This window comes from Elusimicrobiota bacterium (assembly GCA_016182905.1).
Classification (GTDB): Bacteria; Elusimicrobiota; Elusimicrobia; order UBA1565; family UBA9628; genus GWA2-66-18.
The window spans coordinates 24885-43894 of the sequence record JACPFR010000025.1 but is presented as its reverse complement, the minus strand read 5'-3'; the positions used below and the strand labels follow the sequence as shown (position 1 = coordinate 43894).

At 70.5% G+C, this 19010-nt stretch carries 14 protein-coding genes; 8 read left to right on the top strand and 6 right to left on the bottom strand.

Features of this window, described 5'->3' with window-relative positions:
• Positions 1-85: 85 nt before the first annotated feature.
• Positions 86-760 (bottom strand): response regulator transcription factor, encoded by a 675-nt coding sequence (locus HYV14_10155; GenBank protein MBI2386361.1) that lies wholly within the window; start codon positions 758-760, stop codon positions 86-88.
• 69 nt (positions 761-829) lie between these two features.
• Between HYV14_10155 and HYV14_10150 the strand changes: the two genes are divergently transcribed.
• Genes HYV14_10150 through HYV14_10140 form a run of 3 tightly spaced genes read left to right on the top strand, consistent with a single transcriptional unit; the run spans position 830 to position 6887 of the window.
• On the top strand, positions 830-2683 hold the full coding sequence (locus HYV14_10150; protein ID MBI2386360.1) for a hypothetical protein: 1854 nt from the start codon (positions 830-832) through the stop codon (positions 2681-2683).
• The gene (locus HYV14_10145) at positions 2680-5124 is read left to right on the top strand and encodes a fibronectin type III domain-containing protein (protein ID MBI2386359.1); all 2445 of its coding nucleotides are present in this window, start codon (positions 2680-2682) and stop codon (positions 5122-5124) included. The genes HYV14_10150 and HYV14_10145 overlap by 4 nt, the downstream gene beginning before the upstream one ends.
• 5 nt (positions 5125-5129) lie before the next feature.
• A complete protein-coding gene (locus HYV14_10140) occupies positions 5130-6887 on the top strand; it encodes a HAMP domain-containing protein (GenBank protein MBI2386358.1) in 1758 nt (585 codons plus the stop codon).
• On the opposite strand, the gene HYV14_10135 is transcribed toward HYV14_10140, so the two are convergent.
• Positions 6871-7731 carry a transposase gene (locus HYV14_10135; protein ID MBI2386357.1) on the bottom strand — a complete coding sequence of 287 codons (861 nt, stop codon included), beginning with the start codon at positions 7729-7731 and terminating at the stop codon, positions 6871-6873. The genes HYV14_10140 and HYV14_10135 overlap by 17 nt on opposite strands.
• Positions 7732-7776: 45 nt before the next feature.
• Between HYV14_10135 and HYV14_10130 the strand changes: the two genes are divergently transcribed.
• Positions 7777-9876, top strand: a complete 2100-nt coding sequence (locus tag HYV14_10130; GenBank protein ID MBI2386356.1) for a S46 family peptidase — start codon at positions 7777-7779, stop codon at positions 9874-9876.
• A gap of 3 nt (positions 9877-9879) precedes the next feature.
• Here HYV14_10130 and HYV14_10125 read toward each other — a convergent pair whose 3' ends face one another.
• Positions 9880-10773, bottom strand: coding sequence for a hypothetical protein (locus HYV14_10125; GenBank protein MBI2386355.1), 894 nt, complete (start codon positions 10771-10773; stop codon positions 9880-9882).
• Entirely contained in the window at positions 10770-11414 is a 645-nt protein-coding gene (gene udk / locus HYV14_10120) for a uridine kinase (protein ID MBI2386354.1), read from the bottom strand. The genes HYV14_10125 and udk overlap by 4 nt, the downstream gene beginning before the upstream one ends.
• A 51-nt stretch (positions 11415-11465) precedes the next feature.
• Here udk and HYV14_10115 point away from each other — a divergent pair, with 51 nt between their 5' ends.
• On the top strand, positions 11466-13082 hold the full coding sequence (locus tag HYV14_10115; protein ID MBI2386353.1) for an alpha/beta fold hydrolase: 1617 nt from the start codon (positions 11466-11468) through the stop codon (positions 13080-13082).
• Here HYV14_10115 and HYV14_10110 read toward each other — a convergent pair.
• Together HYV14_10110 and HYV14_10105 are read right to left on the bottom strand one after the other, a co-directional pair.
• Complete coding sequence (locus HYV14_10110) at positions 13079-13705, bottom strand: hypothetical protein (GenBank protein MBI2386352.1); 627 nt, start codon at positions 13703-13705, stop codon at positions 13079-13081. The two genes, HYV14_10115 and HYV14_10110, sit on opposite strands and share 4 nt — an antisense overlap.
• Positions 13698-15224, bottom strand: a complete 1527-nt coding sequence (locus HYV14_10105; GenBank protein MBI2386351.1) for a hypothetical protein — start codon at positions 15222-15224, stop codon at positions 13698-13700. Before HYV14_10105 ends, HYV14_10110 begins: the two co-directional genes overlap by 8 nt.
• Before the next feature lie 227 nt (positions 15225-15451).
• Between HYV14_10105 and HYV14_10100 the strand changes: the two genes are divergently transcribed.
• From HYV14_10100 to HYV14_10090, 3 genes are all read left to right on the top strand, one after another.
• Complete coding sequence (locus HYV14_10100; protein ID MBI2386350.1) at positions 15452-15592, top strand: hypothetical protein; 141 nt, start codon at positions 15452-15454, stop codon at positions 15590-15592.
• A gap of 464 nt (positions 15593-16056) precedes the next feature.
• The gene (locus tag HYV14_10095; protein ID MBI2386349.1) at positions 16057-17484 is read left to right on the top strand and encodes a hypothetical protein; all 1428 of its coding nucleotides are present in this window, start codon (positions 16057-16059) and stop codon (positions 17482-17484) included.
• A complete protein-coding gene (locus HYV14_10090; protein MBI2386348.1) occupies positions 17477-18985 on the top strand; it encodes a sodium/solute symporter in 1509 nt (502 codons plus the stop codon). The genes HYV14_10095 and HYV14_10090 overlap by 8 nt, the downstream gene beginning before the upstream one ends.
• The last annotated feature ends 25 nt before the right edge of the window (positions 18986-19010 follow it).

Genomic DNA, 19010 nt, shown 5'->3' with positions numbered 1-19010 from the left:
AGGGGGGCGAGGCGTCTGATGCCCTAAGGATAGCAGGCCCCTCGGGAAGGGCAAGACCGCTCCTGTCAGGAGTTGTCAGCGGCGGTCAGCCGACGATCTCGTAGCCTTCGGCGGTGGTCTGCAGGCGCCGTCCCTCGGCGCCGAGATCCTCGCGCAGGCGCTGGATGGTCTTCTCCATCGCGGGCACCGAGCTCTTGTCGCCCCAGACCGCCTGCAGCAGCTTCTCGCGCTTGACCGCGCCCTTGGCCTCCAGCAGCGCCTGGAGCACGGCGGCCTTCATCGGCGACAAGGTGGCCACCATCCGGTCCTTCACCCACACCGTGCGGAACTTGACGTCGAGGCGGACCTCGCCCTTGGCGATCTCCGCGGCGGTCACCGGATTGCGCGGATACTGGGTCAGCATGCGCCGCACGAGGGAGCGGATCTCCCCGAGCTCGAAAGGCTTTTTCAGGTAGGCGCGCACGCCCTGGGCCTTGATCGAATGCTCGAGCATGTCCGCCTTGTCTCCGTGCGCGGTCATGACGATGATCGGGATGTCCTTGAGCGAGGTGTTGGTCGTGACGAGCTTGAGCACCTCGACGCCGTTGAGCACGGGCAGCATCAGGTCGAGCAGCACCACGTCGGGCTGCACCGCGAGCATCTTGTCGTAGCCCTCCTTGCCGTTGAAGGCGTAGTGCAGCTCGTAGCCCTCGCGGTTGAATACGACCGAGAGCACCTGCTGGAGGTCCCCGTCGTCCTCGATGATGAGAAGCTTCGCCATGCGTCTACTTTAGAAAACATCGGAGCGCTTGACCAAATCCTATTATCCCTGTTACCCTTCGTGGGCGTCTTGAAGATATCCCGCCTCGTTCTTTTCCTATTATACGCCGTCTCCTCGCCTCTCACCGCGTGGGGGCAGGCGGGCGCGGGCGCTTTCCTGCGCCAGGACGCGAACGCGCGCGGCGCGGCGCTCGGCGGCGCGATGACGGCCGTCGTCGACGACGCGACCGCCCTGTCCTGGAACCCCGCGGGCCTGGCCCGCCTCGCCAAGCCCGAGGCCGGCGCCACGCACGTGACCTTGTTCGAGGACACGACCTTCGACTTCATCTCCGGCGGCCTGGCTACCGCGCGCTGGGGAGGCTTCGGGCTCGGCTACGTCCGTCAGTCCTCCGGCGGCTTCGAGGCGCGCTCCGGCCCCAACGACGCGCCGTCGAACTTCTCCATCACGCAGAGCGCGCTGGCCGGCGGCTGGGGCCGCGCGTTCGCTCTGCCCTGGCTCGCGGGCGCCTCCTGGCTGCGGCGCCCGAAGCCGCTCTCCCTCGGCGTGACGGTCAAGTCCGTCAGCGAGTCGGTCGGCTCGACCTCGGCTTCCGGGCGCGGCGCCGACGCCGGGATCATCTTCTCGCCCGACGACCGGGTCTCGGTCGGCCTCATGGTCTCGAACCTCGTCGCGCCCAAGCTCACCTTCGTGTCCTCGCCGGTGGCCTATCCGCGCGTGATCGACGTCTCGCCCGCCTACCTCTGGAAGCTGTCCTCGTCGATGCGCGCGCTGACCGCGCTCAAATTCTCGAAGGCGCAGAACGAGAGCCTCGCGGTGTCCGGGGGCGTCGAGCTCCAGTATCAGCGCCTGCTCGCTCTTCGCCTCGGCATGCGCGACCGGGCCCTGAGCACCGGCGTCGGCGTGCGCTTCGGCAACTCGAGCTTCGACTACGCCGCCTCGCTCGGCGACCTGGGCGTCGGCAGCCTGTTCACCTTCACCCAGCGCTTCGGCCAGACGCCGGAGGAGCTCGAGGAGACGATCCGCAGCGGCATCCGCAAGCTGTCCTACGTCGAGGGCGCGCGCCTGTCGAAGGCGTACCTCGCGAAGGCCGACGAGGAGCTGCGCCGCGACCGGATCCAGGAGGCGCTGCGCGACCTCGAGGCGGCGTCGCTGCTCGACCCGCGCAACGGCGAGATCCGCGCGAAGATCAACAACACGACCGCGAAGTGGGACGAGTCTCTCAAGCGCCAGATGATCGAGCGCGGCGCGGCGCTCGCGCGCGAGCAGGACCGCCAGGGCAACCTGCTCGCCAGCCGCCAGTACTGGCGCGGCGTGCTCGAGCTCGACCGCGACCACGCCGAGGCCGCGCGCGAGCTCGCGCGCATCGACCGGGACCTGTCCGTCGAGGAGCGCACGCGCCTGGAGGGCCTGCGCGAGGCGCAGTCGGCCGGCGAGATCGCCTTGGCCCTCGCCCAGGCCTCGACCTTCCTCACCCGCGGCCAGCTGCGCCAGGCGCTGCTCGAGGCGGAGAAGGCGCGCAAGCGCTTCCCGGGCAACGCGCAGGTCGCCGGCTTCATCGAGCAGGTCCGGCGCCAGGGCAAGGAGCTCGTCAAGACGAAGCTCGCCGAGGCCGACGCCCACGCCTCCGTGAAGGATTTCTCCGAGGCCCTGCGCAGCGTCGAGGCGGCGCTGCGAGAGGTTCCCGACGAGCCGGGCCTGGCGGAGCGCGCGGCGTCCCTTCGCGCCTCGGTGCAGAAGGACCTGACCCCCGCCAAGCGCAAGGAGTTCGAGCAGCTCTACTACCGCGCCGTCGAGCAGTACCTCAAGGGCGGCTACAAGGCCGCCGACGCGCTGACCGACGAGCTCCTCCAGATCGACCCGTCCTCCGACTCGGCGCGGACCTTGAAGGAGAAGATCCAGGCGGCGCTGCGGTACACCCGATGATCGCGAAGCTGATCCTGTCGTCGCTTCTGCTCTCCTCCGCGGCCCGCGCCGCGCTGCTGCCCGCCGGAGACTACCAAGGCGGAGGGCTCACCGTCGCCAACGGCGACACGCTCTCCGGCGTTTATACGAACGTCTCTTCATTCACCGTGCCGGCGGGCGTCACCGGTTTCGTCGCGGGGCTCGCCTCAGGTCCGAACCTCGTGGTCTATGCCTCGACCGTCTCGATCACGGGCGTCATCAACGGCGTGGGACGGGGCCAGCCCGGCGGCGGGGGCGGCGACTCTTCCAGTTCAGGGTCGAGCGGAACCGGCGGAGGCACCGGCGGAGGCGGTAGCGGCGCGGCGGCGGCCAAAGGAGGCGGCGGAGGAGGAGGCGGAGGCGCGGGCGGCGCAGGCGCGGGCGACAGCGGCGGCGGCGTCGGGGCCGCGGGCGGAGCCGGCTATGGCTCGACGGGAACGGTGACGAGCCCGATCTCCGCGGACGACGCCTTTCAAGGTTCCGGCGGAGGAGGGGGCGGCGGCGGAGCGGTCGTGGCCGGAGGGGCGGGGGCTTTTGGCGGCGCAGCGATCTACATCGAGGCCGCGTCGATGACCATCACGGGCTCGATCCTCGTCGACGGATCGACGGCCAACGTCGTGACCGTCACCGCGAGCCAGGTCCATCCCGGCGGCGGCGGCGGCGGCGGCGGCGGGACCATCCTTCTGCGAGCGACGGGGGGGCTCACGCTCGCGGACGGATCCCGGTTGTCGGCCAAGGGGCATGGCGGCGGAAACGTGACCTCTAGTTTCGTTTTTCCCAATAAAGCCCCTGGCGGCGGAGGCGGCGGCGGGCGCATCAAGCTCTTCTACTCCTCGTCTTCGTTCGGCGTCGTGACTCTGTCGACCGCAGCCGGCACGGCTGGCGGCGTCTTCGTCTCGGGCAGCGTCGATTCTTCCACTCCGCCGGCGGCGGGAGCCGTCGGCTCCGTGAGCTTCGGCGTCGTCGCTTCCTCCGCGTCCGCCTTCGCCGCCTCGACCGTCCACTCGACCTCGATCAGTTGGACCTGGAGCACCGCACCTTCGTTCGGCGACGGTCCCGCCGCTTCGCAGTCGTATCGGTTGTTCCCTTCGAGCGCCACGGCGCCCTATTCCACCCCTCAGACGACCGCATCGAGCCTGGCCTCGGGAACCACGGAAACGGGGCTGACGCCGAACACGACCTACATGCGCTTCGTGACCGCCTACACTGATTGGGGGGACTCGCTCCCCTCGAACGCGGTCTCCACGCATACCTTGGCGGCCGAGCCCTCGGCGCCCGCGTTCAGCGCCCTCGCGGCGACCTCTCTGACCTTCGGCTGGTCGGCCGGGGCGAATCCCTCGTACACGACCTACGAGCTCGACGCCTCGACCTCGTCGGCTTTCGCGGCGCCGGTCTCGACGACCTTCGCCGCGGCGGTATCCTCATCGCCCGCCGGACTGTCCCCCAACACGACCTATTACTTCCGCGTGCGGGCCGTGAACCTCGACGGCGTCCCTACGGCCTACCTCGCGACACAGTCGACGGCGACGCTCGCCGCCGTTCCCGCGTCGCCGGCCGCGGGGCCGATCCACATCACGAGCGGCGTCTTCACGTGGTCAGCCGGGTCCAACCCCACGGACACGCTGTACACGGCCCAGGTGTCCTCGGACAACTTCTTCTCGCTGACCGACTCCTCGACCACGCTCGCGCTGTCGGCCACCTTCTTCACTTTGACCCCGGGCACGCAGTACTTCCTGCGCGTGCGCGCCGTCAACCGCAGCGGCACGCCGAGCGCCTTCTCGACGGTGATCTCGACGACCGCGGGCAACCTCTCGGACACGACGGCGCCCGCGGCCCCGGGCGCGCCGATATCGGACCGCGCGTTCTCGTACGACGGGAACGCCGTCTTCGCCTGGGCCGAGGCGACGAGCCCGGTCGGCATCCTCGACTACAACCTGATCGTCGGCTCGCTGCCGGGCGCCAGCGACTTGTTCGCCGGGAACGTGTCCGTCGCGTCCTACTCCGCGACGGGCATGCTCACCGGCCGCAGCTACTACGCCCAGGTGCGGGCGCGCTCCAACGCCGGCGTCTACAGCCTCTTCTCGCCGGTCAGCGCGGCGGTGCCCGTGTTCATCCCCGCGCAGAACGTGCCGATCTCCAAGCCCTTCACCTGGCCGAGCCCCTTCAGCCCCGCTCGCGGCGACGCGCAGATCGGCTTCTACCTCGAGGAGGCGGCCGACGTCACGCTCAAGATCTTCACGCTCCAGGGGCGCCTGGTACGCAGCGACGCGCGCGCGTTCGCCGGCGGCAACCAGATCATGACCTGGAACGGGAACAACGACTCCGGCATGCGCGTGTCCCCGGGCGGCTACGTCGCGGTGATCGAGAAGCGCTACGGCTCGCGCGTCAGCACCCAGAAGCTCAAGATCGCGGTGCTCTACTGATGAAGATGAACCCGCTCCGCTCGCTCTCCGCCAAGCTCTCCCTGCTGACCTGCCTGCTCGTGCTCTCGGTCATCGCCCTGATGGCGCGCCAGATCGTCAGCGGCATCGAGGAAGGGCTGATCGGCGAGATGAAGGTCCGCGCGGAGTTCTTCGCGCGCTCCTCGCGCGAGGCGATCTTCCCGAAGCTCGACCCGTTCTCCCTGCATTTCCACGTCGAGGAGATGGTCAAGGAGAAGGCGGTCACCTACGCCGGCGTCGTCGACAAGGACGGGGCGGTGCTCTCGCACAGCGACCCGACGCGCATCGGAGACCGCCTCGCGGACCCGTTCTCGGTGAAGGCGCTGGCCTCGGACCGCGTCGAGCTCCAGCGGCATCGGGAGGACGGGGGAGGCGTCGTCTACGACCTCAGCGCGCCGATCGTGGTCGGGCCGCGGCGCGTGGGGACGGCCCGCATCGGCTTCAACGAGCGCTCGCTCGAGGAGGCGCTGCGGGCGCCGAAGCGGAAGATCATCGCGATCGCCGCCGTCGCGACCCTCGTGTCGGCGCTCGGCACGATCCTGATCGTGGGCTGGATCACCCGCGCCCTGCCGAAGCTCGCCGCCGCCGCGCGCGAGGCCGGCCGCGGCAACTTCAGCGTCCAGGTCGAGGTGAAGTCCCGGGACGAGATCGGCACGCTCGCGCGCGCGTTCAACGAGATGACCGTGGCCAACTCCCTGCTGTTCCGCGGCCTCCAGGAGGAGAAGGAGAAGCTCGCGAACATCTTCAACGACACGCGCGAGGGGCTGGTCCTCACCGACCCGGACGGCCGCGTCCTCCTGATGAACCCCGCCGCCCGCGCTTTGCTCGGCCGCCAGGACCGCCCGGCGGCCACCATGGCCGAGGCCGTGACGCCGGATTACACGGCCAAGCCCCCGCTCCCGGCCGTCCTCGCGGGGAGGTCGCGCATCACGCCGTTCGAGCTCCGCCGCGAGGCGCCGCAGCTGCTGATCCTCTCCGGCGTGGCCGACCGGCTCGGCGACCACAACGTCCACGCCGGCTTCCTGATGATCTTCCACGACGCGACGCTCGAGAAGCGGGGGGAGTCCCTCGCCCGCAACTTCCTGTCCATCGTCTCGCACAAGCTGCGCACGCCGCTGGCCATCGCGCTCGGCAACCTGGAGCTGCTGCGCGGCGACGAGAAGAACTTCAGCCCTGACCAGCGCAAGATGCTCTCCAAGATCCAGGGCGAAGACGAGAAGCTCGCCCGCCTCGTCGAGAAGCTGATCACCTTCACCGCCGTGCAGAGCCCCGAGAACATCGTCCTCGACCGCGCGGAGACCGCGCCGGCGGACGTCGTGGACGCCGCCTTGCGCGGGCTCGAGTTCGGGGCGGGCGTCACGGTAGCCTGGGACGCGAAGACCGCGGCGTCGCTGCCGAAGGCGAAGGTCGACGCGTTCCTCGTCAAGGAGGCCGTCGCCAACCTCGTCGAGAACGCGGTGAAGTTCAACCCCGCGCCGAAGAAGGGCGTCGAGGTGGCCGTCGCGCGGACGGACGGCTTCCTCCGGTTCGCCGTCAAGGACGACGGCCCCGGCATCCCCGGGGAGGAGCAGCCCAAGCTCTTCCGCAAGTTCTACCAGATCGACGCGGACTTCACCGGCCAGATCCCCGGCTTCGGCCTCGGCCTGGCCTTCGTCAAGAGCGTCGCCGAGGCCCACGGCGGCTCGGCCGGCCTGCGCTCCGAGCCCGGCAAAGGCAGCGAGTTCTTCTTCACCGTCGCGATCTGATTGGTGCCTGGCATTCCACTTTTTCACTATTGCTCCGGGCGTAGCGGCTTATCGTCGCTGGTGACGAATTCAACCAGCGCCCGATGGCAACGAGTGGGTGTCCGCTTTTGATGGCCTCCCGGGTAAGAAGTCTTTTCGCGGCGACTACCGGCCTGCAGTAGGTATTGGAACGAAGTTCCGGGACCGGGATACCCATTCTATTGGCGATTCCCAGCCCAAGTTCGTCGATGCTCGGCATGTCGATCTGGGCAGGCCGGACCAGGTCTGGCGGGGTTGTTTCGACCCGGGCCCAGGGATCGAATTCATCGATGCCTCCGGCGGCATCCGCGGGCATCGGGTTACCTTCCAAGCTCGACCACGGCCAATCTTCGGGCTTCTTCACGAGCCCCGCTTTGACCGGATTCATATGGATGTAGCGGATCAGGCCGGCCAAGTATTTCTCGTCGCTGCATAGAAACTCATCATGGCGAGACCAGAACAAATGGCCCTTCCGATCGTGACGCAGATTGAAGGCCTTCGCGTGGCGGGTCAGTAGGCGGTGCATGATCGACGAGAGGGTGATGTTCCCGACTTGTATCGCGAGGTGAAAGTGGTTGCCCATGAGGCAATAGGCGAGGAGGCTGGCCCCGGATTCTTGGACCAGACGGCGCAGGTCATCCAGGAAATTCACGCGGTCCGCATCATCGAGGAAGATGTCCTGACCCTCCACCCCGTGAGCTATCGCGTGGAAGACCGCCCCTGAAAAGTGAACGCGTGGTCGTCGTCCCATACCTATCATACGAATGAGCCCCGGAAAAAGTTGCATGACGAAAAGTGAAAAAGTGGAATGCCAGGCACCAGCCATATCGGCGGTTTGCTAGAATCAGCGCCTTCTTCAGGAGGCTTTCCCATGTCCGCGACCCCCCAGACCCGCAATCGCACCGCACGCGCCGCCGTGATGGCCGCGGCGCTGACCGTCGCCGCGACGCCGCAGCTGCGCGGCGACGAGGGCATGTGGACGTTCGACAACCTCCCGATCAAGCTCCTCAGGGACCGCTACGGCTTCACGCCGAAGCAGGAGTGGATCGACCACCTGCGCCTGGCCTCGGTGCGCTTCAACGACGGCGGCTCGGGGGCGTTCGTGTCGAAGAACGGCCTCGTGCTGACGAACCATCACGTGGCGCTCGGCCAGCTGCAGAAGATGTCCACGCCGAAGAAGGACTACGTGAAGGAGGGCTTCTTCGCGAAGGGCCTCAAGGGCGAGATCGCCTGCCCCGACCTCGAGGTCAACGTCCTCGTCTCGATGGAGGACGTCACGGCCCGCGTCCGCGGGGCGGTGGACCCGAAGGCCTCCGACAAGGACCAGAACGAGCAGCGCAAGGGGGAGATCTCTCGCATCACGAAGGCCTCGACCGACGAGACGGGGCTGCGCTCCGACGTCGTCGAGCTGTACCAGGGCGGGGAGTACTGGCTGTACCGCTACAAGAAGTACACCGACATGCGCCTCGTCATGGCTCCCGAGCTGCAGGCCGCGTTCTACGGCGGCGACTCCGACAACTTCACCTACCCGCGCTTCGCGCTCGACTTCGCGTTCTTCCGCGTCTACGAGAACGGCAAGCCCGTGAAGATCGAGCACTACTTGAAGTGGTCCAAGGACGGCGCCGCCGACGGCGAGCTCGTCTTCGTGACCGGCCATCCGGGCCGCACCGACCGCCTCGACACCGTCGCCCAGCTCGAGTACGCGCGGGACCTCGGCCTGCCGCTGTACCTGAAGGCCGCCGCCGAGAAGCGCGCGGACTACTACGCCTACGCCAAGCTCGGCGCCGAGCAGCAGCGCCGCTCCAAGGACCGCATCTTCGGCATCGAGAACGCGATCAAGGCCGTGACCGGCGAGTACGAGGGCCTGCTCGATCCGAAGCTCCTGGGCTCGCTGAGGGCCGCCGAGGACGGGCTGCGCAAGTCCGTCGCCGAGTCCAAGGACGAGTCGACCGCGGGCGCGAAGGGCTCGTGGGACAAGATCGCCGCGGCGACCAAGAAGGCCGGCGACCGCCGCATCCAGACGACGTACCGCCGCTTCGACGCGACGAAGGTCGCGGGCCTGGCCAACACCGTCGTCCGGTACGTCGCCGAGGTCGCCAAGCCCAACGACAAGCGCTACGAGGAGTTCCGCGACTCGGCTCTCGAGTCCCTGAAGTTCCGCCTGTTCTCCCCGGCGCCGATGTATCCCGACATGGAGGAGTTCTTCCTCCGCCGCGCCCTCGAGGACGCGGTCCGCGAGCTCGGCGAGAACGACGACTTCGTGCGCGCCGCCATCGGCGGCGGGGAGCCGGCGAAGGTCGCCAAGGACCTGATCGCGGGCACGAGGCTGTTCGACGTCGCCGCGCGCAGGAAGCTGATCGAGGGCGGCGAGAAGGCCGTCGCGGACTCGGACGACGCGCTGATCGTCTGGGCGCGCAAGCTCGACCCTGTGTACCGCGCGCAGCGCAAGTGGTACGAGGACGAGATCGAGAGCGTGACCGTGGCCGAGGGAAACCGCATCGCCAAGGCGCGCTTCGCCGTGTACGGCAAGTCCACCTATCCCGACGCGACCTTCACGCTCCGGATGTCCTACGGCAAGGTGGCGGGCTACGAGCAGGGGACGACTCTGGTGGCGCCGTTCACGACCTTTTACGGGCTCTATGACCGCGCGATCGGCCACTCCGAGAAGCCCCCGTTCGACCTCGCGCCGCGCGTCAAGGCCGCCAAGGCCAAGCTCAAGCTCGGCACGAAGGTCAACTTCGTGACCACCAACGACATCATCGGCGGCAATTCCGGCTCGCCGATCGTCAACGCGAAAGGCGAGTACGTCGGGCTCGTGTTCGACGGCAACATCCACTCGCTCGTCGGGCGCTACGCCTACGACGACGCGCGCAACCGCACGGTCGCGGTTCACTCCTCGGGCATCCTCGAGGCGCTGCGCGCCGTCTACGGGATGGGGGCGCTCGCCGACGAGGTCGCCGGCAGGAAGTAGCCGTCAGCGGTAGACGGGGACCAGGAAGGTCGTCGCCCAGCCCGATGCGTCGTCGGCGAGGCGCAGCTCCCAGTAACGGGCGGGGTCGCGGGACAGCTCGGTCGACGGCGCGTCCGCGGGGAGGCTCGCGGTCAGGCGCAGGGTCTTCCGCCCGTCCGCGGCGCGCTCGAGCCGGGCCGCGAGGTCGATGCGGTCGTGTTCCCGGCGGGAGTAGGAGACCTCGTCGCCGCTCCCGGTCTTGACCTCCTTGATGAATTGGAGGTGGGCGTAAGGGGCGCTCACGCGCTCGGCCACCGCGACGGACCCGGTCCAGTCGGTCCCGGCGCGCAAAGGCCCGCCGCCGTCCCAGCGCAGGACGGATTCCCCGAACAGGAGCCCCTGCCGCAAGGTGCCCGACGAGAGCCAGGCGCAGAGCGCGGAGAGGCCCACGAGGCACAGCGCGACGATCCGGACGAGCGGGTCGGCGCCGCGCGAGAGCAGCAGGGCGGCGACGCCGAGCGTCCCGGATACGGCGATCCAGAGCACGGCCTCGGCGGCCGCGGCCACGGCTCGGTCGCGGATCGCTCCCGGGGTCCAATCATAGTCGAGCCGCCACGCGTCGGGGGAGCCCGCGGCGAAGGCTTGGACCCGGGCGCGGGCGCGGGCTAGGCTCTGGAAGGCCGCGAACAGCAGGACTCCGCCCGCGATCGCCCCGGCCCAGGCGCCGGCGCTCCAGCAGGCCATGGTGCCCGCGGTCCACTCGCCCTCCGGAGGGTGCACCTGGAACATGATCAGGCCGACCGCGAACAGGACGACGCCCGACGTCAGTTGGAAGGCCGGCGTGTCGACCTTGGTGCGGCTCAAGCCTTCGAAGACCGGCCGCGCCTCGTAGCTCGGACGGTAGCGCCGGGGGCTCATGCGGGGACTTTTTCGGAGAGGCGGCGCCTGAGGTCGGTGATCAGCAGGCTGGGGAAGGTCTTGTCCTCGAGCTGCGACCAGATCCAGGTGGCGTGGTGGGAGGACGGCTCGACGTAGCGCCGGTGCATCGGGCGCACGAACTCCTCGTACAGGCGCAGGGTCTCGTCGAGCTCCACGCGCCTCTCGTTGCAGTCCCGGCGCACGCGGCGCATCAGGCGGATGTCGTCGGGCGTCTCGATGAACACGGAGACGGTCATCCGGTCGCGCAGGGATCTCTCCGTGAGCACGAGTATGCCGTCGATGATGATCAGCGGGCGCGGCTCGACGCGCCGCTTCTCCTTCAGGCGGCTGTGCGTCGCGTAGTCGTAGATCGGGGCGTCGATCGCGCGGCCCGCGTTGAGCTGGTCGAGCTGGCGGCACATCAGGGCCGTGTCGAGCGAGCGCGGGTGGTCGAAGTTGAGCTTCAGCGCCTCCGCCTCGTCGAGGTCCCCGTTGTGGCGGTAGTACCAGTCGTGGCAGATGACCGTGGTCTGTTCCGGGAAGGCGTCGACGACCGCTTTCGCGAGCCAGGACTTCCCGGAGCCGCTGCCGCCGGCGACGCCGAGGACGACGCGCGGCCGGGTTTCGGAGTTTTGCGCCACGCGGAGATTATAGCGAGTCTTGAGCGCCGGGATTTGCGCTAGAATCGTCGTATGAACGCGCGCGCCGGCACCGAGATATTCCGGGTGAAGGGCCAGAAGATGCTCGTCCATTATCACCGGCCCGAGGGGCCGGAGACGAGGCGCTTCCCCACGGTCTTGTTCCTCCACGGCTTCCCGGGCTCGGAGAAGAGCGTCGACATCCAGCGCGCCCTGATGGCGCAGGGCATCGCGTCGGTCGCGCCCTCCTTCCTCGGCGCCTGGGGCTCGGGGGGAAAGTACCGCTTCACGACCTTGCCCGCGCAGGCGGCCGCCGCCTTGTCGGCCGCGCGCAGGCTTGCGTTCGTGGACCCGCGCCGCGTGGCCCTGTTCGGCTTCAGCATGGGCGGCTGGACGGCGCTCAACGCCGCCGCGCGCGACCCGAAGCTGCGCGCCGTCGTGGCGGTCGCTCCCGCCGGCGGCGCCGAGATGGTCGGCCCGGGCACGATCGACTTCATCAAGCGCCTCTCCCGGCCTCTGAACACGCTCGCGCCGAAGGCGCTGGCCGCCGACTTCCGGAAAGCCGTGACCGCCTTCGACCCGGGCCGCGCGGCGAGCCGCATCAAGGCCCCGCTGCTGCTCGTGCACGGGGACGCGGACCAGACGATCCCGGTGATCGTCTCCCGGCGCATCGCGAAGTGCGCCGGCCCGAACGCCCGGCTCGTCGTCGAGCGCGGCGCGGCCCACGACTTCCTCGACCGCCGGGAGCGCCTGACGCGCCTGTGCGCCGGCTTCCTGAAGAAGAGCCTCCTGACGGCCGTCGTCGCGGCCGCGGTCCTGGGCCCCCGTCCGGCGCGCGCGCAGGCCTTCGGCGACGCCGCCTTCGCCTCGCTGCTTCAGGCGGGCCTGGCGGAGGCCGGCCGCATGGCGAAGTCCTCGCGTCCCGCCGCGGCGCCAGACGCCAAGACGCCGGAGCAGGTCCGCGCGGGCGTCTTCGCCCGCCTGAACGGCCGCGTGCCGGCCGCGGCGGTGGACGCCTTCTTCGCCGATCCGCGCCTCGCGGTGATCCCCGGCATCCCCGACCGCTTCGGCAAGCCGGGCGAGGCCCTGCCGTACGACGAGTACCGCAGGATATTCATCAACCCGCAGAGCCTCGCCGCGGGCGCGCGCTTCCTCGCGGACAACAGGGGAACCTTGACCGCGACCGAGGGGCGCTTCGGCGTGGACGCTTATCTGCTCGCCGCGCACGCCGGCGTGGAGACGCGCTTCGGCGCCTACACCGGCAAGATGCCGGTCGGCTCGGCGCTGTGGACGATCGCCTTGAAGGTCCCCAGGCGCTCGGACTGGGCGGTGCGCGAGCTCGCCGAGCTTCTCGTCTTCGCCGCCGCCGAGGGCGCGGACGCGCACGCGTGGCTCGGCTCGTACGCCGGCGCCTTCGGCCTCGTGCAGTTCATGCCCTCGAGCGCGAACGTCTACGCGGTCGACGCCGACGGCGACGGGCGGCGCGGCCTGTTCGGCTGGGCGGACGCGCTGGGCAGCGCCGCGAACTACCTCGCCCGCCACGGCTATCGCGCCGGCGAGCCGTTCACGCCGGAGTCCGCGGTCGGGCGCGCGGTGTACGCCTACAACCACTCCGAGAACTACGTTCGCGTGGTGCTCGAGCTGCGCGCCGAGCTCAAGGCCCTTCCCTAACGGGACAGCGAGCGCAGCGACTTCAGGAACCGCACGAAGTCGTCGCGGTAGTCGAGGTAGGTCGCCCGGGACGAGACCAGCCGCACGAGGTAGTACGCCTCGCCGACCGGGATCACCGCGACGTAATGGTGCAGCTCCTCCTCGAAGGACGGCCCGTCGTCCGACGGGACGCGGCGCGTCTCCACGATCTCGAAGGTGCGGGCCAGGCCGAGGCCGACGCGGACGGGACGCACCGGCGTGATCGAGCGGCCGGTCTCCTTGTTCTCGCGGCGCATCAGGTCCACCGCCTGCTTGATCGGCAGGAAGCCGGGGGTGTCCTTGTCGTAGAAGCGCACGGACAGAACGGTGCGGACCGCGCCCGACTGCGAGTCGCCGCCGAGCAGCCGGAAGACGGAGCCGGTCGCGGTCTCCTCCTCCATCGGCCACCAGCCGTTGACCGGGATCTCTCCGGAGAACAGGCGCGACGCGGGGACGAAGGGCGTCCAGGCGGCTTTCGGCGCCTCGGGCTTGGCGGCGCCGGGGATCGCGGCCTCGCGCGCGGCCTTGTCGGCGTCGGCGAGCCAATCTCCGGCCGACGCGCCGGAGGACAGGAGCAGGAGGGCGGCGGCGAGGACGCTATTCATGGTTCGAGCCTCGGGACTTGCGCTCGCGGAACGCGCGCTCGGCGCGCGAGACCTCGGCGAGCAGGGCGGACGAGCGCCGCAGCCCGGCTTCGTCGGCGCCGAAGCGTCCGTCGCAGGCGGGCGGCGAGGCGAGCAGCGCGCTTCGCGCGGCGGCTTCCTCGTTCGCGGCCTTCTCCGCCGAGGCGCGCGCGGCGTCGGCGGTGATCAGGCCGGTCTCGGCGAGCGCCTCGACCGCGCGCACGCGCGCGGCGAGGTTGCGGGCGGCCTCGGCCAGGTGGTCGGCGAGCAAGGAGCGGGTGCACGACTCGCGCGCCTGCCGTTCGTAGCGGGACTGCGACTCGGGCCCGCCGCGGCGCGGGTCCAGGACGTTGCCCCGGGAGGAGGACCACGAGGCGACGAGCAGGTCGGCCGACTCGTCTCCGCGCTCGATCCACTCGCGCAGCTCCATCCTCCGGTCGGGATCGAGGAAGGCGTCGCTGCCGTAGTCCTCGGCGACGCGCGCGGAGAACAGCAGGCGGGCGGCGCGCGCCCAGACGCGGGCCGCGTAGGTCGAGGACGCGAAGCCCTCGCGCTCGAGGCCGAGCAGCAGAAGCCGCTCGAGCAGCTCTCCGGCCTGCTCCTGGGGGGAGTAGGTCCCGTGGCGGCTGCGGTCGCCGTAGACGCGGACCACGCCCCAGGGGCCGTTCTCCTGCGCGGTCGGGGCCGCGTTCTTCTTGAGCGCGTCGAGCGCGGGCGGCGCCACGCCGAGCTCCGCCCAGGCGCGCGGGTCCTCGGGGAGCGCGATCAAGGTCTTGGAGAACATGCCCTTCTTGCGCTCGACGAGCAGCGGCCCCGCGCTGAGGGCGATGGTCACCCCGCGGTGGGCGGGATCGGGCACGGCGAAGCCCGCGCGGCGGTCGGAGCCGGCGCGCGCGCCGTCGAAGACGATCAGCGGCGCGCCGCGCACGACCGTGCGGCGCAGGATCGCGCGGCAGAACTCCGGCGACTTCTCCGCGAGCATCTTCAAGAGGGCTTGTCCCTCGCGGCCGTAGGGTCCGTTGGCGACGAACGCGTCGTACTCGGCCTGCGTCGCGTCCTGGCTGACCTTGGGGGTCTCGACGGGAGCGGCGGCGACGGGAGGCGCCGCGGCGGCGGACGCCGCGGCGGCGGGCGCAGCCGCGGGCTTCGCCGCGTCCGCGGCCGAGGGCGGCATCCACGGCTGCAGGGTGCCGAGTCCGCCCGGGGTCGCCGGCTGGGCGGGCGGGGCGGAGCCGAACAGTGCGTTCGTCGGCGGCGCGCTCGCGGGCGGCGGGGGCGCCGGGACGGGGGCGCGCGAAGGCGGCGGCGCGGGGGGCGCCGAGGTGACGGGGATGTTCCTCGGCGTCAGCTCGGGCGGAGGCGCCGTGAAGACCGCGGAGGGAAGGGGCTGAGGAGCCGGCGCGGGGGCCGGCGCGGGGGCCAGCGCGGGAGCCAGAGCGGGCGCGGCGGCGATCGCTGGAGCCGGCGTCGGCGCCGGGCGCGGACCGTCGACGGGCGCCATGGCGCCCAGAACGGCGGCTATCGCCGGGGCGATGGCGGGCGGCGCTGGGCGCGGCGGGCTTCGCGCGCGGCGCGAAGGGGGAAGGCCGGCGCAGGGATGGGGGCTCGAGGAAAGGGGTCAGCACGGAACGCGGGATGAACTGGCGCGGCGCCTCGGGCGCCGGCGCTGCCTCCGGGGCCGGCGCCGGCAGGGGGACCGGCGCGTAGGTCTCGGCGGGCGGCGGCGCCGTGACGGAGATCGGCGCCGCGGTCAAGGTCCGGGACGGGGCCGTCGCGGGGTCCGGGTCGCGCATCAGCAGCGCGGAGCCGCGGTCGAATCGCGGCGGGATCTTGTCGAGCTCCTCGGTGAGCTCCCGCACGGTGAAATAGGAGCGGAAGTCCTTGCGCGTGCCGACGCCGAAGACGGCCCAATGCTTGCGCAGGATCTTGCGCACGGTCTCGCGCTCGTCCGCGGTGAGCTTCTTCTCGCCCTCCGAGCGGTTCAGGATGAGGTTCAGCTCGAGGAGGGCCTTCAGGCGGCGGGCGCCGGCCAGGCGCGCGAGCAGGTAGGACATCTCGTCGTGGCGCACCGCGTTGTCGGCGATGTTGTCCCAGATCTTGCCGTCGTCGCGGATCACGTAGCCAGTCTCGGTCAGGAGCTCGCGCGACAGGTCGTCGAGCGGCGTCGCCTTGACGTCGTACGCCGCCGTCGTGGGGGACTGGGCGGACGCGGGGCTCCCGAGGAAGGCGACCAGGAGGGCGAGAAGAGGGGCGTGCATGCTCTAAGGAGAGTGTGGCAAGGGGCGATTATACTTTTATTGCCGAGAAGAGCCCTTAAAAGGCAGAATCCGCGAGTGGATCCCGCGCGCCTGGTGTTCCCCGGCTTCACCGTCGGAAAGCAAGACCCGCGCGAAGCCGAGGCTCTGGTCCGGCTCGGCGTCGGCGGCTTCTGCCTCTATCGCGGCACGCCGCGGACCGTTTCAGCCCTGACGCGACGCCTGCGCCGCGCGGCCAAGCGGCCGCTGCTGATCTGCGCGGACTACGAGGAAGGCGCCTGGGTCCACGTTCCCGGCTCCACGCCCCTGCCGACCAACCTGGGGGTCGGCGCGTCGGGCTCGGAGGCGGTCGCGCGGGAGAAAGGACGGATCACGGGCCGCGAGGCGCGGGCGCTCGGGGTGGACTGGGTCCTCGCGCCGGTCCTCGATCTCCTGAGCGAGCCGAGGAACCCGATCGTCAACCTCCGCTCCTTCTCCCGCGACCCGCGGGAGGCCGCGCGGCTGGCGCGCGCCTACCTCTCCGGCCTGCGCGACGCCGGCGCGCTCGGCTGCCTCAAGCACTTCCCCGGCCACGGCTCCACGACGGAGGACTCCCACCTGGACCTGCCGACGGTCGCCGCGCCCCGCGCGCTATTGAATCGTCGCGAGATGGCTCCTTTCCGGGCTCTCACGAGCGACGCGGACGCGGTCATGCTCGGACATCTCGTCGTTCCGGCGCTCGACCCGGCGAGGCTCCCGTTCACCTTGTCCGCGGCGGGGCCGAGGCTCCTCCGCGGCTGGGGCTTCCGCGGCCTGATCGCCACCGACGCGCTCGACATGGGCGCCATCGCCAAGCACTGGGGCGAGCGCGAGGCCGCTTTGCTGGCGCTGCGCGCCGGCGCCGACGTCCTGCTCGTGCCGAAGGACGCGGCCGCTTTGGTCGCCGAGCTGCGCGTCGAGGCCGGGCGCGACGCGGCCTTCCGCCGGCGCTGCGCGGAGGCGGAGCGCCGCCTCGACGCGGCCTTGCGCCGGGTTCGCTCCCCGCGGCCGTCCCCGTCGTCGGTGGGCGGCGCCGCGCACCGCCGCGAGGCGGCCCCGCTGTTTTCCGCCTGCGCCGCCTGGACGCGGCCGCCCTTCGGGCCCGCGCCGAAGCGCGTCGCCTACTTCGAGCCTCAGGCCGGGAAGCGCGACCCGCTCTCGGGCTCCGGCTTCGTCGCCGCCCTGAGGCGCTTCGGCGTCCGCGTCCGCGTCGCCCGGAACGGGAAGGCGCGCAAGGACGAGGCCCTGGTCGCCGGGATCTTCGTCGGCCCTCGCGCGTACTCCGGCCGCATCCGCCTCGACGACGCCTCGCGCGGCCGCCTCGTCGCGGCGCTGCGCTCCGCGCCCGGCGCGACGGCGATCAGCTTCGGCAGCCCGTTCGTCCTGTCCGGCCTCCCCGCGAGGACGGCCGGGCTCTGCGTGTACTCTCGCGCCGAAGCGGCCCAGGCCGCGGCGGCGGGTCATTTTCTAGGAGAAACAGATGAATGAAGCCAATTCGTGGTTCACGGGCGGCTCCGCGCTGACCGCGGCGGACTTCACCGTGCTGCTCGGGACGCTCACCTTGATGTTCCTCGTCGGCTGGTGGGGCGGGCGCGGCTCCAAGAACACGAACGACTTCTTCCTCGGCGGCCGGCGCATACCGTGGTGGGCCGCGATGCTCTCCTTCGTCGCCACCGAGATCAGCGCGATGACCATCATCGGCGTGCCGGCGACGACGTTCCGCGAGGACTGGGGCTACATGCAGTTCTTCATCGGCTCCGCCGGCGCGCGCATCCTGATCGCGTTCCTCTTCATCCCCGCCTTCTATAAGTACAACAGCACGACCATCTACGAATACCTGCGCCAGCGGTTCGGTCCGAGCAGCCAGTACACGGCCACCGGCTTCTTCTTCGTCACGCGGCTCCTCGCCTCGGGCGTGCGCCTGATGGCCGCGAGCGTCGCGGTCAGCGTGCTCCTCGGCTGGCACATCGCGCCGACGATCGCGCTGTTCACCGTCGTCAGCGTGGCGTACATCGCCTACGGCGGCATCGAGTCGGTGGTGTGGACCAACGTCCTCCAGGCGCTGACCTTCCTCGGCGTCGGGGCGGTGACCATCGCCTTCCTGATCCACCGCATCGAGGGCGGCCTCCCGGCGGCCCTTCAGCTCGCGTCCGAGGCCGGCAAGATCCGGATCCTCAACTGGGGTCCCAACGTGATGGAGCCGGGCTTCCTCGCCAAGTTCTTCGGCAACCCGAACATCGTCTGGATCGCGATCCTCAACGGCTTCGTCGGCTCGACCGCCGCCTTCGGCACGGACCACGAGATGACGCAGAAGCTGCTCACCGTCGAGACGCGGCGCGACAGCCAGAAGACGATCCTGCTCTCGATCGCCGGGTCCCTGCTGACCTTGGTCGTCTTCGTCGCGGTGGGGACCTTGCTGTTCGTCTTCTACAAGCAGAACCCCGGCCTGGCGCTCCCGGAGAAGCTCGACAAGATCTACCCGCACTTCGCGGCCACGGTGATGCCGCGGTTCCTGCGCGGCGCGGTGCTGACGGCGATCGTGATGGCCTCGATCGACTCCCCGCTCGCGTCGCTGACGGCGGTGTTCGTCAACGACCTGTACAAGCCGCTGGTCGCGACGGCCGAGTCGCAGGCGCACTACCTGAAGGTCTCCCGCGTCTGCGTGGCCCTGTTCGCCCTCGCGCTGGCGGGCATCGCCTACTTCTTCAGCTTCTTCGACAAGATGCTGTGGCTGGCCTTCAAGATCGGCGGCGTGACCTACGGCTCGCTGCTCGGCGTGTTCCTGCTCGGCATGGCCACCAAGCGCAAGGGCGACAAGGCCGTCGTCGTCGCGATGGGCTCCATGGCGGTCGTCAACGCGGTCCTGCTCGTCCTGTCCGAGAAGGCCATCATCCCGCTCGGCTGGAGCTGGCTCGTCATCATCGGCACGGTCGGCACCTTCGGCCTCGGCTGGGTCCTCGCCCCCGCCCTCGACGGCGAAGGCCGCTAGGAGGTGGTGTCAGGCATTCCGCTTT

Bases quoted from the DNA above. Each gene is read 5' to 3' on its own strand.
- HYV14_10155 (MBI2386361.1), bottom strand. From the start codon at position 760: ATGGCGAAGCTTCTCATCATCGAGGACGACGGGGACCTCCAGCAGGTG.
- HYV14_10145 (MBI2386359.1), top strand. From the start codon at position 2,680: ATGATCGCGAAGCTGATCCTGTCGTCGCTTCTGCTCTCCTCCGCGGCC.
- HYV14_10140 (MBI2386358.1), top strand. From the start codon at position 5,130: ATGAACCCGCTCCGCTCGCTCTCCGCCAAGCTCTCCCTGCTGACCTGC.
- HYV14_10135 (MBI2386357.1), bottom strand. From the start codon at position 7,731: ATGGCTGGTGCCTGGCATTCCACTTTTTCACTTTTCGTCATGCAACTT.
- HYV14_10130 (MBI2386356.1), top strand. From the start codon at position 7,777: ATGTCCGCGACCCCCCAGACCCGCAATCGCACCGCACGCGCCGCCGTG.
- HYV14_10125 (MBI2386355.1), bottom strand. From the start codon at position 10,773: ATGAGCCCCCGGCGCTACCGTCCGAGCTACGAGGCGCGGCCGGTCTTC.
- HYV14_10115 (MBI2386353.1), top strand. From the start codon at position 11,466: ATGAACGCGCGCGCCGGCACCGAGATATTCCGGGTGAAGGGCCAGAAG.
- HYV14_10110 (MBI2386352.1), bottom strand. From the start codon at position 13,705: ATGAATAGCGTCCTCGCCGCCGCCCTCCTGCTCCTGTCCTCCGGCGCG.
- HYV14_10105 (MBI2386351.1), bottom strand. From the start codon at position 15,224: ATGGCGCCCGTCGACGGTCCGCGCCCGGCGCCGACGCCGGCTCCAGCG.
- HYV14_10090 (MBI2386348.1), top strand. From the start codon at position 17,477: ATGAATGAAGCCAATTCGTGGTTCACGGGCGGCTCCGCGCTGACCGCG.